This window comes from Paraglaciecola sp. T6c (assembly GCF_000014225.1).
Lineage (GTDB): Bacteria > Pseudomonadota > Gammaproteobacteria > Enterobacterales > Alteromonadaceae > Paraglaciecola > Paraglaciecola atlantica_A.
Map to the genome: position 1 here is coordinate 3,855,693 of NC_008228.1, position 15,666 is coordinate 3,871,358.

10 protein-coding genes are annotated in these 15,666 nt (G+C 42.0%); 2 read left to right on the forward strand and 8 right to left on the reverse strand.

Features of this window, described 5'->3' with window-relative positions; all coding sequences use genetic code 11:
- Nucleotides 1–9: 9 nt before the first annotated feature.
- The 6 genes from PATL_RS16480 to PATL_RS16505 all read right to left on the reverse strand — a co-directional run bounded on the left by PATL_RS16480 (nucleotide 10) and on the right by PATL_RS16505 (nucleotide 8,801).
- A complete protein-coding gene (locus PATL_RS16480; RefSeq protein WP_011575948.1) occupies nucleotides 10–1,287 on the reverse strand; it encodes a discoidin domain-containing protein in 1,278 nt (425 codons plus the stop codon).
- Nucleotides 1,288–1,314: 27 nt separating this feature from the next.
- Nucleotides 1,315–3,258 carry a LicD family protein gene (locus tag PATL_RS16485; protein ID WP_198136247.1) on the reverse strand — a complete coding sequence of 648 codons (1,944 nt, stop codon included), beginning with the start codon at nucleotides 3,256–3,258 and terminating at the stop codon, nucleotides 1,315–1,317.
- A 157-nt stretch (nucleotides 3,259–3,415) separates the two neighbouring features.
- The gene (locus PATL_RS16490; protein WP_198136248.1) at nucleotides 3,416–4,492 is read right to left on the reverse strand and encodes a sulfotransferase family protein; all 1,077 of its coding nucleotides are present in this window, start codon (nucleotides 4,490–4,492) and stop codon (nucleotides 3,416–3,418) included.
- Nucleotides 4,493–4,689: 197 nt separating this feature from the next.
- Complete coding sequence (locus PATL_RS16495; protein WP_011575951.1) at nucleotides 4,690–6,063, reverse strand: hypothetical protein; 1,374 nt, start codon at nucleotides 6,061–6,063, stop codon at nucleotides 4,690–4,692.
- Nucleotides 6,064–6,108: 45 nt separating this feature from the next.
- Entirely contained in the window at nucleotides 6,109–7,353 is a 1,245-nt protein-coding gene (locus PATL_RS16500) for a glycosyltransferase family 4 protein (protein WP_011575952.1), read from the reverse strand.
- Complete coding sequence (locus tag PATL_RS16505) at nucleotides 7,350–8,801, reverse strand: glycosyltransferase family 2 protein (protein ID WP_011575953.1); 1,452 nt, start codon at nucleotides 8,799–8,801, stop codon at nucleotides 7,350–7,352. Before PATL_RS16505 ends, PATL_RS16500 begins: the two co-directional genes overlap by 4 nt.
- 138 nt (nucleotides 8,802–8,939) lie before the next feature.
- Here PATL_RS16505 and PATL_RS16510 point away from each other — a divergent pair, with 138 nt between their 5' ends.
- Together PATL_RS16510 and PATL_RS16515 are read left to right on the forward strand one after the other, a co-directional pair.
- Nucleotides 8,940–11,648, forward strand: a complete 2,709-nt coding sequence (locus PATL_RS16510) for a glycosyltransferase (RefSeq protein WP_011575954.1) — start codon at nucleotides 8,940–8,942, stop codon at nucleotides 11,646–11,648.
- Between the two features lie 31 nt (nucleotides 11,649–11,679).
- A complete protein-coding gene (locus PATL_RS16515; RefSeq protein WP_011575955.1) occupies nucleotides 11,680–12,669 on the forward strand; it encodes a hypothetical protein in 990 nt (329 codons plus the stop codon).
- A gap of 22 nt (nucleotides 12,670–12,691) precedes the next feature.
- Here PATL_RS16515 and PATL_RS16520 read toward each other — a convergent pair whose 3' ends face one another.
- Together PATL_RS16520 and PATL_RS16525 are read right to left on the reverse strand one after the other, a co-directional pair.
- A complete protein-coding gene (locus PATL_RS16520) occupies nucleotides 12,692–14,713 on the reverse strand; it encodes a glycosyltransferase family protein (RefSeq protein ID WP_011575956.1) in 2,022 nt (673 codons plus the stop codon).
- Nucleotides 14,713–15,594, reverse strand: a complete 882-nt coding sequence (locus PATL_RS16525) for a glycosyltransferase family 2 protein (protein ID WP_011575957.1) — start codon at nucleotides 15,592–15,594, stop codon at nucleotides 14,713–14,715. The genes PATL_RS16520 and PATL_RS16525 overlap by 1 nt, the downstream gene beginning before the upstream one ends.
- Between the last annotated feature and the right edge of the window lie 72 nt (nucleotides 15,595–15,666).

The window sequence follows — 15,666 nt, forward strand, 5'->3', positions numbered from 1 at the left end:
TCTTACAAATTAGAAATATAGGAATGCAAAATCTTTCTTCGCTTTGCCCCAGTTAAAAGTCCATAGTGGATCAGGGCTACGCCATTGCTCACCATAGTTCAATACTAACAGGGGCTCTGGGTTTCGCGGGAAATATAGCACTTGTCCACCAACGTCACGCTGAGTAAGTGGCAGCACATCATTTACTGGAATTTCATTGCGCCCAATTGGATTCATACTACAGTTACCGCCTTCCACGAAACCAGTAAATATATCTAGGCTTAAACCACCTGGTGTTGTACACCAATAATGAGCAATCCCAGATGGCGCAAGTCTACAGCCTTTGGTAGCTAAGAATTCGATAAGGCGTTGTCGTTCGGCTAAAATTGCCGATTCAGTCTCTTCATTACTGATGTAACATATATCCACATCATCGTCGTGACCAATTAATGCTCCATCTCTTACCAAGCCTAGTAATGTGCCTGAAGACACAAACGCTGGGACTTTGAACTCTTCATTAATCCAAAATAACAATTTTGATAATTCTTTGAAAACTTTACTTTTCTCTGCAGCGCTTTTAAGGTCAAATGTTTGCATAAAACCGTGAGGCCCAAATGCGACGCCCTTGCTAGCAACCAATTCATTAATCATTTGATGATAAACAAGTGCTTTATCTCCATCGCCTTGATTTTTTAGTTTCTTGAGATATGCAGAAGGGGGCCCCGCATTTAAAATACCTGCGTGCAACAGAGCATGCTCAAATTCACTCAAATTTCCTTCTTTGTAGCTTTTAATGAACCCCCAGTTGTCATGAACTAGTTGCCAATGCCTTAAATCACGGGACGTTTCAACTTTCAAACTAAGTGCACGCGTGTAATGCTGTCCCTCACGATTAAATACGATAATCTTCGCAAGATTGCGAATAGTACCTAAATCTATAACCAGCCAAGGATTGTGCTCTCTTTTAGTATGGAATCCAGCCCCACCATTTTTTTTACCGTTTATCGCACCCTGCCCGTTATATTTTTGTTCATCATTGTACGTAGAACTAATAATGGTTTGCTTATTAGGAGCAACATTACGACCTGCTTGGTTGTATATTTCTATTGCGTCAAGATGGAAGGACGATTCGGCTTGCAGACTAAGACGAATAAAGCGCGCCTTATTTGCGGTTTCGATGATAAGAGGATCATCACTTTTCACCCCTTTGAATTCTCTCAAAGGGTGAGACTTTAGATACCTTTCAATGGATTTTAAAGTATCCGATTCGTCTTCTATTGAAGAAGATTTTTTTCTAAAAGAAAACATAAATTCCCTAGGTTTGAAGTACTTGCTTTATAATTCGAATGTTGGATCTGGTGTTGTCCAGCCTTTACCGTAACGGTCTTCCAAAAATGCCTCAATTTGTGCTGGGGCATAAAATTCATATCCACGAAACTCCATCTTACCCAAAGGCTCTAATAGGCTCTTAGACACTTCCCTTACTCGATAACCTTGCATGTGAGTCCAGACTTTTTTAGGTTGCTCTGGCATTCGATAAATGAAAAACAAATCCATGTCAAAGTCTTCAAAGTAGCAATGCAAATTTAAACTGGTTGGTGTTGGTGGCTTACAAGACACCCCTAGGCCACGAAGCACGTCCGCCCAAGCTAAAGTCGCGTCTAGATATGTGACATTTTCAGGTAAATCGACCACCACCGCTAAGTCAATATCATCATCATGAGGTAAGAAATCACCGTCTCGATGTATGCCAAGTAACGTTCCGTAACAGGGAAACGCCTTCAGGTTAAGTTTGAGTTCGAGGAAATCGGTAAAGCGCTTCATCCTCGTAGCAAGAAATTGTGAATCGATATGCTCGAACGGCACCGTTAAGCCATGACGAGTGTATATTACAGGAGGCAAATACGTGGCTGTGTTTCCTCCACTTTCCACACCATCATAGAACGCAGTTAGTAAATTTTTATTACCACGAAACAATGGTTTGACTGTTCGTGCCTGGCTCATCCTATAAGTAGCCAGAAATTGTCCAAGGTGATCCGCAAACCTCTCGTCCCAATCATCGCCTAATACCCACTCTTGCATGGATATCAATGCTAAATGAGCCGCCAGCTTGTCAATTGTTGAATCTAGAGTTTTCCACTCAACTCCGTCATCTGATGCTTGGACTATTCTTTGAACAAACGCATCCCCACTGTAAAAATCTTCACACCACAAAGAAACACTTTTACAACTAGCTAAGTCTGCACTCGAAAAATTAAATACATGTGGGTGTTGTAACGTCCATAGATGTTCTTTCAAAGGGAGATAATTAAGTGAAAAATCTGTGCTCGACTCTTCATCCAAGGTTATCAATTTATTCTTGACTGAAATATTCAATTTCACTGGGCGTTCCAACTTTCTTCTAAACCCTACGATCCGTATGAATTTTGTCGTACGTGGAATAACGATTTTGACTGCGTCTTTTTGCACATTAGGCAGATCTGGTGTGGAATAACCAATAGTCGAATTTATTTTTCTGATTAAATCAAGCAACGCCGATTTGTCTGTTGTGTCGCAAACGCTTTTTGTCACATATTTGCTGAAAGAGGACTCGAGCTGGGTCGCGAGCTTAGTATGTCCTTGAGATTTAAGATAACTATCACAGCGTTTTATCAACGGAAGCGCTTGACGACTAAATAGATCTTCAGCTCCCTTCTTTAATATGCGCCCTCCTCTAAAAACTCTCTTACTGTCCTCATCATACCCAGTAAAAATAATGCTTCTTGCCCGAATCCCCCATTTGTCTTTGCGATTATAGAACTCCACAAACTCAACAAAATGGGGTTCACTAAAAACGATACTCCACCATGGCTTTACTTCACGCCGAGAATGGGCTGAAACTGAATTTTCAACTCCCCCCGACATCACAGCATTAGCATCAGGTAAGGCATCAATTAGGGTGCTCATGGAGCATTCGTAGCCCTTTTCTATTTTGTACAAAGAGCCGTTGCCATCTCTAGCCCAAATAGCAATGTAATTGAAGTTTAATACTTCTGGGAATTCAGCGATTAACTCCAGTTTGAGAAACTTGATAGGTTTAGCTATATGAATTTGAGTAGCAGCCACGTTGCGAAACGCCCCAAAAATAAACCCTGGGAGACGTTTTTTTAGCAATAGTGCTTTAGCTGAATCACCATTAAATTCAGGCCCTGCATAAGCATTAAAATACTGCTCTTCAGGGCTTACAGATTTACATTTTGATTGTCTAAAGAAGGGAAAACGTGAAATTTCCTTTTTCAAATAAGATAACATATAGGTGTAATTTTTTTAGCATTCCAGTAAACCGGAGATTATACCCGAATGTCACATTAGTGTCATAAATTAGTTCGCGTATTGCCAGATACGCGAGCAATATATTCTAGAGTGACTGCAGAGTTAGGGGAAGATCAATCGATTTTCATCTTAGGTAGTAATCCTCAGTATAGGAATAGCCTTGTCTCGTCATTTCTTTATCACAATGTCGCTTGAAAATTGAGATATCTTCTTCCGACCAACCTGTTTTCTCAAGCGAGATGGCACTTTTTTCATAACTTTGTTGTGGACTCTCTCGCCGAAGAAAATCTGACATATCATCCTTCTGCTTCTGAGTTAGGCCTAGATGTGCAGCAATTTTTTCAACGACGGGGGCAGGCTCGTTAGCTAATTCAAATTGCTCAACCTCCAACTTCCACTGTGAATGCCCAAGCATAACACTGATAACTTTTTGAGCATTACGCCATTGTATGAGTGTCCTTGTCCATTGCTGACAGTGATTTTCAAACTTGGTATCGCCGAATTTTTTCAGGCGAGACCTGACGTTCTCAATCCCTCGACGTTTGCAAAAAATCACCTTAGCGTGAGGATATGCTCTCAACAACACGGGTAAAGCTTCAATCATCGGAATACCCGGCGTCTTATCTATAACAAATTTATCACCGTAGAACACGCGATGAATTCTTCTTAAGACGTTAAGTAATTCTGCTTCTATGTGCGTAGGTGTAACATCGTATGCGAGTGTTCCTGCATTTTTCGATGCAGGTGAATCGGTAAAATACTGATCACAAGAGCTTATCAAATGTTGAAAAAGAGGCGCGACATGAGATTCTTCGTGCCCGCTATACTCTGTCGATGTTCTGAGACTCCCCCCAAGCGCAGTCGTACCGCTTCGGGGAGCTCCTACAATGAGTGTAACGTCGGGAACATTTTGCGTGTGTGAGAAAGTAATTGACGCTACTTTCGTCTTTTTTCCATCCAATTGCACACCAAAGATCACATAAGACAAAGTATCCTTGAGCAATTCCTGCTCCGTAAATGAGATGCTAATCTCTCTATCTTCAAGCTGTAAGTTCGTAGATAAGTGGTTCGTTTTATCTGCTACATTCTCCAACGTAAATAAAGAAAAGAGTATACCGTCAGAGGAAACATCGAACGAAAAAGTGAAATCATTTAAATTATGCACATATCCCACTGTTGCCAAACCTTGTTTTACTGACAAAGCGCTATTCGGGAAAATTCCAACCAAATAATGAATGATAAAAGCTCCTCCTTTGAAAGCTGTGGAAAAATATTAAGGCACCACAGCGAACTCTATTAAAATTCGATGTGATGTCAGATGTTCGCAACTAAATATAAACTTAAAAATAGTAGCTTACACGGATGAAATAGTCGGTGTCTTGAGAGCCAAACGGCGCTCTAACGTCTGGGGATTATCCTCATAAAACGTTCCACCGACTGACCGATAACTAAATCTGGTTTGAAAGTTTCAATTATTGTGAAGTCAAACTCTGCAGCCCAAACGAAATAACACTCTTCGAAACAATAAGATAGCCAAAAAGTAAGATGATGCTGTTTTTTGCCTATATCTGCAAATGAATTGCCAAAAATCAGCACTTTCTGTTTTATGGGCGCATCAAAGTTTACCCAATGAATTTTTTGCCCCATATGAGCCTTGATATTTGGCACACACTGATACTCAACAGTTCTTTTATGCGTCGGTAAATTAGATAATGCTTTAGTCCTCTCCAATATTTTTAGAGGATAGAATTTACTCCCTAAGTCCCCCGCATACTTGCATAGTAGGTCGAAATTAGGTGAGAAACCATGATCTACATTGAGATGTTTCATTAAGCTATCAAATAAAAGAAAATTGCCAAGCGCGTTGAAGTGACTATCTGTTTTATAAAATATGTCGCCATTAACGTGGCTAGAAAATGCGTCGTATACTGACACGTAACTCTCCACCTTCGCATTTTCAACCATCTGCAGCAATCGAGATGGGCCTTGGATATTTCTATAGTAGCGCCCCGGCAGTAACGTTTGCTTTTCCGGTATGATTATCTGCAAATATCGATAGCCAGAGTTACTTGCTATCCTTTGACGCTCCTGTATGAGAGAACACCAACCTTCGGCTTTTTCACAATGAATATCCGTGCCTCTAAATAAATCATCAACATGATTTGAGCCACCATGTAAAAAGAGATGACCAGATTTTCCAGTTATTGCAACCCCACGTTTTGAACGCACACCTGCGTGAAGATAAAATTCAGAAATATCTTTGGTTATCAACTCAGCCATCACAAAGTCAACATTACCCTCTGGGACCACTTTCGATTCTTGTTCTGTCGTTATAGCTTTTAGAGAGGGCAAAGGTTCTTTGTTATATTTCGCCTGAGAAGCCATTAGATTAAGAAAATACATGGATGTTGATGACTCTAACAAATTTGCTTGAACGTTAGGCAACACAGAGGGCTCAACGCGTCCATTTTTGTCTAGGTAAAATATAGACACATGGCTTAAATCACTGATTTTTTGTTTAAAACGTAATCTAAAACCATATAGGTTATTAGATTTGTTGACCTGCAGAGTTTCTCTATGAAAAAAAAAGGCTTTAAAATCAACGTTAGAGCCACTTTCAATAACATGAAAATGGATGCCTACGGGATTGTTTCCATCCTGTGGGATAATCCAACCCGATGCTTGCTCTTCATCGAATCTCTCAAGTAAAAAACCTTTATATTTTTGTACTTTACCCCAGCCGATTAGCTTTTTTTTGAGACTACTCAACATTGATCTTAAGCTTCCTAGCGCTTGCCGTGTTGGGCGCCGATACAGTTACTCTTCATATATAGACATATGCATTTCTACACACTGTGCGATGCTCAGTGGCGCAATCATATTTTTAATCATGGAATCTTTTAGGTCTCGTTGCTTCACGCAAAGCGTCATTTTATCGGCCAGATCAAACGCACTACCATGACGAAAATGCAATCCATTAACTCCATCTTCAACTTTCTCCGCCATTCCACCGATATCACTCACAAGGAGTGGAACCTTGTTGTTGAACGCCTCTTGAATCACCATTGGCGAATTTTCCCACCAGATAGAAGGAACCACAGCCCAATCAACAGCACTAAGAATATTTGGCATTTCTTGAGGTTCATAAGCACCGTGAAAATGAACTCTTGCCCCATGCTTATTAAGAAGCTCTCGTATTGATTGCTGATAAGAGCCTGTTTGGTGCTCCATATTCGCGCCGTGAATTTCAATTAGCACATGTTTCTTTACATCTCTTGCCAAGCCAGCCAATGCGCCGATCAACACATCAACTCCCTTGTAGGGATTAATCTGGCCAAAGAATGCAAATTTCACCGTATCGGTACGAGCTACTTGATGAAGCTCTCCAACTGTATTAGCGGGCGCTACTTGTCCATTTTCGATGACGGAAATTAATTCGGGGGATAATCCCCAATCCACATACCTATCTTTAAGAAAAGATGAGGGAGAAATAAAATGATCGACATTATCGAACATTCTCTTGATGTAATTCTCCCGCAAGAAAAAATCCCCAGGTTGTTTCTCAGGAAAACAACTATAGCAATCTCTTGTACTTGCCTTGTAACAAAGTTTACCCGATGTCTTTACCATCAAGCCTTTGTTGTGGCAGATAGCAAGATACTCATGCAAGGTCAAAACGATTTTTGCGTTAGGCAAAGAACGTCTTAGCTCTTCTAAAATTTCAATTCCCAATAAGAAATAATGGTGTAGATGAATAACGTCAGGTTTTAATAGCGTGATTAGATCTCTAAATTCTTGCCACATATGCCTCGTTTTAATATTCGAAAAAAGAAAACCATCATCCATAGTGGTGTGAAATAGAATTTCTCGAGAAGTATTGCGTTGTGAAAATGCTGCACCACCATGAGGAATCTGATCAGTGCGAGCAAGAAAATAGGCGTCTTCGCCATTTTTTAGTAACTGGTTAAACATGTTGTAAGCGGCCATTTCTGCACCGCCTTTATTAAGCTCTGGGTGCCCATGAGATATAATTAATATTCGTTTCGAAGTAGACTGCGTCACACTGCGACTCCTTGGATAAGGCTGCGCCATTTATTGGCTTGATAAACACCATTCGCCAACGTTAGTTTGAATTTCCAGTCACCACTATCTACTAAATCTTGCGATAGTCGCTCCAAGTGGTATAACCGAGTAGACCCCGAAACGTAAATCTTCAAGCCATGATTTATCACTTTCAAACACAAGTCTGAATCTTCAAAATCTCCCAGTACATACATAGAATCAAAGCCATTAAGTTCTCTATAAAGCGCGGTGTTCATCAACATACAAGCCCCAGTTGTATTACTACTCTCGAAAACAGCTTCAAGTGGAACAAGATCAACAGGAATACCTTTATAGGGGTGATGGTTCATCCATATGCCTGGATAATGAGAGTCTTCTCTAAATTCCATGCCCGCATGCTGTATCGTATTATCCTCATATACTAGTGTGGCGCCCAAAATCCCCACATCACTAAGGGCTTCAAATTGAGCTAGGTACTCTCCCAACCATTCATTTTTGTCAGGTAAAATATCAGAGTTAAGTAATAGTAAACGTTCAGCTGTGACAAACTCTACTCCTAGATTATTTGCGCCAGCAAACCCCCTATTACGCTCAGACAAAACTAATTTAAAAGGGTACCTAAAGGTTTCAAATAAGCCGTGAGCGGTGATAACCACCTCTCGAATTAGCGCAGGGTCGTCCAATACGTAGATCACTTCAACACTTTGCATAAATGGGTCTGAAGAGAAATTGGATAATTGGAACTGCATAAAGTCATAGCGACCGTATAATGGAATAACCACACTAACCTTAGGCTCACCTATCAGACCGCCATAAGTTTTTAACTCACTACCATTATTTTTTGATTGCTTAGCTTTCCATATACGATGGATGTCAGGCAGTGATTCACTGGATAAATATTCAAGCGCACCAGATTTGGTGAGATCAACGCGCTGTAGAATACTCTTAATTTTTTCTACGTCTTTGTCTCTGTGACGAATGATCATCTGGCTAGAGCCAGTTGTTGTGCCGATTGACAAACCATGCTTTTCGATAAAGGTAATCGCATCGTCCTGACGTTCGGAAACGTGGCTAAGTATCTCAGCAATGTTTTGTGCGCGTTTAAAGCGTTGCTTAGACATTGGAAAATCTATTTTCGAATGCTTAAATAATACATTATCTAGATCTCCTTTGACTCCTGACATCACGGCCACGAAACCAAAGCAGCAACCATCATGGGGTAGTTGAAACCGCTGGACGACATCATTTCGAGCAAAGGTAAAAAGATCTATTTCAGTCTCCTGACCCAACTGGCTCGCTGTTAGTTGCCGCTCGTTCAAATCATTTGTTTTGTGCGCTGCCCAGCCTAAACAGATGACGGTGTCATCTTGAGTGGCGATAAAATCAATATTTAGCAATGCCTCTTTAGCCATTTGATTTTTGATAGCGTTTTTAATGCGAGCTAGCAAATTCTACACTCCCTATCGGTATGCACTGGTTTTCCTAAGTAGGTAATTCGCGGGAAAATTTCCGGTTAGTTCTTCTGAACGTTTCGGCGAGATGATACATTACAGCGGTTTTTAATTCATTAGTTAAGTAGGTAAAGGATGTCTGAAACAGCGCAATTTGTAATCGAGCAATACACTGCAGGTTTTTTGTCCGGCTGGTACTACGAAAACTCTTCGCTTCCAACAGCAAAATGCTTTCAAATTGAAGTCAATGGTCTCGTGGTGGGAGTGGGTGAAACGAGCATTTTTCGTCAAGATTTAAAAAATGCAGGTTACGGCGACGGTGTTCAGGCATTCAGAATATTTATTGATGACAAACTAGTTGAGTACGGAAAGTTAGCCCTAAGGCTTCGAAATCAAAGTGGAAGCTATGCAGCGGGGAACACCTTTGAGTTTACTCGAGAAGAACCAAATATCACCTTGGCTCTACGAAACCGAGACCCGCTTAATTTACATTTTGATGTTTTAGGCGATAAAGAAAAACTTAGTTCAAGGATCCAAATAAATGCCGGCAATAAAGTTTTGCACTTACAAAGTACTCAATCGAGTGTAAAAACAGGCAAAATCAATATTCCTGCACCAATTGAATTAATGGATGGCGTCGAACGGCTGATCACAATAGGATTAGAGGGCAGCTCTCGTGCACTGTGGCAAGGGCATATCACTTTCTATCCAGTCGTATCCTCACGTGAAAAACTAACAAGCGCTCACCCCGCCCACCGACAAATCGGTATTAATGCGCAATCTTCTTATCGTTACGAATCCCTTCAATTACAACTAGCACAATCATCAAGTTTAGAAGCGATAAAGAATATTCAATTAGCACACAAAGTTGTCAACGAAGGTTGGGAAAATCGCTGCGAATTTCCCCAATTGGCTCTACCAAAAGCAGATTCCCCTCTAGTCAGTGTTGTAATCCCTGCGTATAACCAATTTGCAATAACCTATCATTGCATTGCTTCATTAATTCTGGCTTACAATCACGTTTCATTTGAGGTCATATTGGCAGACGATTGCTCAAATGATCGCACCAATGAGGCTGAACAATACATAGAACATCTACAAATTTGTCGTAACGATTCAAATCTTATGTTCTTAAAAAACTGTAATAAAGCCTCTCAGATGTGTAAAGGCGAATATATCGTCTTGCTAAATAATGACACGGAAGTGACCTCTCATTGGTTAGACGAGTTAGTATCAACAATGACCTTACATAGCCAATGTGGACTCACAGGAAGCAAGTTACTTAATCAAAACGGTAGTTTGCAAGAAGCTGGTGGAATAGTATGGTCGTCGGGTAAACCATGGAATGTCGGGCATGGCGATAACCCAAACAAACCAGAGTACAACTATGTTCGTCACGTCGATTATGTAAGTGGCGCATCATTATGCATTAGACGTGATGTATGGACACAAGTATCAGGATTTAATGAAGACTACGCCCCTGCCTATTTTGAAGACACAGACATCGCATTTAGAGTAAGAGAAGCGGGCTATTCAACCCTTTACACACCAAGCTCAGAGGTGTTTCATTTTGAAGGACTTACCCACGGCAGAGACATAAACGTGGGCGTAAAGCAGAATCAGGTCATAAACCAAACTAAATTTGCTAGGCGTTGGGTTGATGCAGTTCAACACAATGGACATGAATCAATTGAAAACTTGCAACAAGAGAAAGACCGAAATATTCAAAAACGTGTTTTGGTTCTGGACTTCACTGTACCCTCGCCAAATGAAGAAGCTGGCGCTTACGCCGCAGTGCAAGAAATTAAGCTTATGCAGTCACTTGGGTGCAAAGTAACCTTTGCTGATTACCGTTTTTTGCATATGGGTGAGCTAACCACCGATCTACAAAAAATGGGGGTAGAGGTACTGCATGCACCATTCTATACCTCAGTGGAACAAATGCTGACTCAACGCCTACCTGAAATGGATGCGGTTTACATTACTCGCTATTATGTTGCGCAAAAGTTTGTTGATAGGATCAAGTCGATTAATCCAGCCTTACCTATCTTGTTCAACAATGCGGATCTGCATTTTTTAAGAGAGCTCAGAGCCGCCCAAACCGAGCAACAAAAGACGAAAGCACGTGACCAAGAATTAGAGATCTGTCAAAAAGTTGATGCGGTTCTGTGTTACAACGCGGTGGAACATGCAGTTATCAGTTCACATATTACGGAAAAACTGAATTATCACATCACTCCGTGGGTACTTAACGAGAAAACAAAAGGACCAGAATTCAGCCTACGACACGGTATCTCATTTTTAGGTGGCTTTGGTCATAAACCTAATATCGACTCAGTAATATATCTAGCTGAAAAAGTGATGCCATTATTGCTAAGTGAAAGACCCGATATAAAACTCAATGTGTATGGCAGTAAGATGCCCCCCGAGCTTAAAAAGCTTGATTGTGAAAACATTAATATCGTGGGCTTTGCAGCGAACCTAGACGATGTTTTCCATCAGCATAAGGTGTTCGTTGCCCCATTGCTTTCTGGCGCAGGGATAAAAGGTAAGGTTCTCGAGGCCATGGCATACAATTTACCTTGCGTATTGACTGATATCGCCGCTGAAGCGACTGGGCTGAGCGATCAAATATCTTGCTCAATTGCTAACACGCCCGAAACAACTGTAGAAAAAATCATCGAGCTATACGATAACGAAAAGCTCTGGAATCAATATGCCGCAGCCGAGCGAAAAATTGTCACAACCCATTATTCTGCCAGCAACGCGCGCGAAAGATTTGCCGATATTTTTGCCAGCGTAGGTGTCTTCGTCGACGTGAAAAACATGCACAGCAGTAACTAATAGGCCCAAGACACGTTAATAAAGGGAAAAGATGAAACGTAAGTTATATATACATGTTGGGCCCCATAAAACCGCAACCAGTGCAATACAGGGTTATTTCGTAGCGCAAGGTACTTCTAGCCTTTTGTACCCTAAAACAGGCAGGTGGACTGACGGCGCCCATCACAAACTCTCATTCGCCGCACGTGGCATCGACGACTACGGTACTATTGCTGTGCCTGCTTGGAGTGAGTTGCTTGAAGCGCTTGATAAAGAAATTGCCGCTAGCACAACAGACATATTATTAAGTTCAGAAGAAGCAACGCCTGCACTTATCGACGCTTTGGCCCCCACCATCGCCAAGCATGATTTAATGGTTATTTTTATTCTAGTGTTACGCAATCCAATTGAAAGGGCTGCATCACTATATAATCAATGGGTGAAAGATCCTGCTACAGGGGTTGACGAGGATCCTGATACCTATTTGGAAAACCACATTCAGGAATTTGAGTTCAAGCGTGTATATGAAAAGTGGAAATCGTTAAACAGGCCGTTGATAGTCGTCCCCTTCAAAAGCAAATTGCCTTTAGTGCAACGTTTTTGTGCAGCTATCAACGAGCCATATCACAAACCTTCAACGGAAGAGCTCCTAAACCCCTCAATGGGTGGCGCAGCATTACTGGCCATGTTACTTGCGAATAAATTATCCAATGACGAAAACCAGAGGCGCAGTTTTTTTGATCAATTGGTTGATGATGCGCAATTCCATATCTGGCGGGGTGAGTCATTTCCTTTTAGCCATATAGCCTGCGAGAAATTTTTCAACGCCATACAGCCCGATATTGAATGGGTGGTGAAAACTTTTTCCTTCGAGCGAACACCACTTAAAAATCCACATAAGCAACGCTTTTCATTAACTATCGAAGAGCAACAAAGTATTTACCAACATTTAGAAAAGGCCAACTTAACCCCCACAGATAAGCAGGTCATCGCACAAACAATTAAGCCCTTTGCATTAACATCACAGACAATCGAAAGTTGACACACTCCATATTATACGTAGATTATTCCCCATCTAATGTATATTGCTGACTAAGTACTGCACTATTTAAAATCTGGTGGCAACGCTTTCGCGCAGCGTTAGCAATCTGTTTTCGAGCCTCAGCTGAGGTCGCTAACGTATTAATATGCGCTGCCCAGTCGCCTTCATTATCTGCCAACAAACCAACACATGTATCAGCTGCACTAAATATCCGTCGATAGGTTGGGTTGTCCGCGACAATTGAGGGGGTGCCGCATAGTGCGGCTTCAAACCACTTCAGTGGACTTTTAGCATCACAGAATGGGTTACGTTGCAGCGGAACCAAGTTTATGTTTAAACGCGATAACTCGTACGGTAAGTTACAATGTTGCACTAATGGCCGCGACTCAATTTGTTTTTCAGGTACCATTTCACGCAACGCATCCAGCTGCAAATAACCAATGGCAGTGAAGGTCCAGTCCGGATTTTCCCGCAACCACATCCCTAAAGGGCGCACTATAGTAGCAAAATCCGCATTATGCGTCGGTGTACCACTGGCATATCCAATACGTTTTTCAGGCTGCAAACATTGCTCTTCATATTGTCGCCAATGCTCACTAATTAGCTGGGTCTCGGGGGAAAAACCATTCGGCACAACTTTACAGGAGTGGCCCATACCTTGAATGTGTCGTGCTAGGGCTGGGGTGCTGCAAAGAACCTCGTCACACGAGGCTAAAGCGCGATAATAGCTATCAGCTTTGGTTAACCACGCTTGTTTCTCTTGCAGGCTTTGTCTGGTAATAAAATCAATGTAACCTGCTTCGATAACGCTTCGATCAATAATTAGATCATCAATGTCATAGCTAACCAATACATCATTTTCTCTGCACACTTGCGTAATATTTGCTAACGCTTGGCTCCACTCACAGCGATGAATAATCACCCTTTTTGCTGTACTGAGTAAATTCACATGAGGCAACATACCTTCTGGTGTGCTCCAAAAAGCCTGTTGTCCATCTTTAATTAACGCATCTACTGGATTTTTAACACGGTAAATGTGACTGCGGGTAGCGGGCGTTGCACTAATAAATACATAAGCATTCTTTGCCTTCTCACTGTTACCAAGTAGAGTCACATCGACCGCGCTTTGAGCGGTTAACAGTTTAATATAAGCAGCGAGTTTCACCGAAAATGGCGGAGCGTGATTAACCACTTCGCATTGCTGTGGTATCGCGGTTCTAGAAACCGCATAAAGCGTATCAAACCAGTTATTGATATCGTCAATAGAAGCGCGGCCAGCAAGCGCAGCATAAATGGAACTATTGACTCGAGTTAAATCAGTTAACAGCTTACCGGACAGTGCATAATGCCGCGGTTTTTTGACTGATACTGGCGGGCTTAACACGTTCGCATTGGGTAAAGTATCTTGCAAAAAGTGCCGTATTTTTGTGTTTATCGTCTGTGTATCATTTAACCAATCTTCATAACTAAAGCAAAAGCGGTTAACGCCTCTGGTATGTTGCTCAGCCTCTAGGTTATGCCGCAGCCATAAAAGCTCTACATGCTGCGTGTCGGTAATCGCAGCTGGAGCAATTTCAGGGGTATGCTGACGCTTTGCCAAAGATTGATAAACCGCATCTACATCGCGCACAATGAACACGACAGAAACCTGCGAGCCTAACGCTTTTAACACGGGCAAAAGCAGGGGGAAAAGGCGACATAATCGAGGATCTTTTAGCACCAATTGTGGCTTTTGTTCAAAGGCAAAGCCCAATAAAGCTGATAATTCTGCTTTGGCCTGCTTGGCGCTTTCCCCATCGAATACATGCAATGGCATGGGCTCAATGGCATTCCACTTTAAGCCCACGCTGTCCAAGAAACGGTTATGGATTTGAACCAGTTCTTTCGCTTCAAAATAACCGTTTGGGTTATCCACATGATGAGCAGGCATCGAGTCAGATGGCAGCTCGAATCCCATATCACAAATCGTCTTGGCCAAGGCTGACGTGCCAGAGCGGTGCATGCCCAAAACGACGACACACGAACGCGGTGTATTAATAGCCATTACACCACCAAGAACGGCTGGCAATTAGCCGGCAACTTACCAAAGTAGGTAGGCGAAATAGAGGTATCCATTACCCAAGGTTTGCCATAAATGCGCTGATATTCTTCCTCAAAGATAGGCATTGGATGCTCTTCTTGTTTCACATTCGTTGCGACCCCACCATGGATTTGATGAAATGAGCCCTCCCCTAATAGCAAAATGGGGGTGCTTGAGGGTGCGTGACACGCCTGTTGGAAGAAATCAAGATTGACCAAACCGCCGCCGGGGGTTTGAAAAGCGGTGTTCATCCCGCCGAGCCCCCGAAAACTAGCCAAAGGCATAATAAAACAGTTACTTTCTGCTATCGGGCCACTGAACCCTTTCGCACTCGACCCTGCCAAAGCGGCAATATCAAATAAACGGTAACCATTGTTCTGCCAGTCAATGTTGGTAAGCAAGTCATCTTCAACCGACTGACAATAACCTTCAACAATCGAGCGATTCTGAATGTCAGGCCCAAGATGCAAGCCTAATGTGTAAATAAAGGGGTCATCGTAAACTTGCGCGATACGCATCGCTGAGGCTATGACACCAGGGCTCAAAATACGCGCACCGTCTATTAACACCATTAAGTACTTGCCTTTGGCTAAACTGGCACCGTAATTAATTGCATCAACTGGTGACACTGAATCGGTTTTAAAGTAGTGATAAGAGTAGTGTTCACCCAGCGCTTCGACTTCGACTTTATCGAGTGGCTCACTAGAGGCATTATCGATTGCAATCACCTCATAGTTTACATCAGTGATACCTTGTTGATATTCAGCGCTAAAGGAGAAAAGCGTGCGCTTGGCTTCACGTTGCATATTGTGAAAAATGGAAACGATAGATAGAGTCGGTTGCATAATGGAGCTTGTTTGATGAATATGCACCGATTATGTCAAATAAGTAGCCTTTAATCCAAGCGATGCACAGGT

Bases quoted from the DNA above. Each gene is read 5' to 3' on its own strand.
- PATL_RS16480 (WP_011575948.1), bottom strand. From the start codon at position 1,287: ATGTTTTCTTTTAGAAAAAAATCTTCTTCAATAGAAGACGAATCGGAT.
- PATL_RS16495 (WP_011575951.1), bottom strand. From the start codon at position 6,063: ATGTTGAGTAGTCTCAAAAAAAAGCTAATCGGCTGGGGTAAAGTACAA.
- PATL_RS16510 (WP_011575954.1), top strand. From the start codon at position 8,940: ATGTCTGAAACAGCGCAATTTGTAATCGAGCAATACACTGCAGGTTTT.
- PATL_RS16515 (WP_011575955.1), top strand. From the start codon at position 11,680: ATGAAACGTAAGTTATATATACATGTTGGGCCCCATAAAACCGCAACC.
- PATL_RS16520 (WP_011575956.1), bottom strand. From the start codon at position 14,713: ATGGCTATTAATACACCGCGTTCGTGTGTCGTCGTTTTGGGCATGCAC.
- PATL_RS16525 (WP_011575957.1), bottom strand. From the start codon at position 15,594: ATGCAACCGACTCTATCTATCGTTTCCATTTTTCACAATATGCAACGT.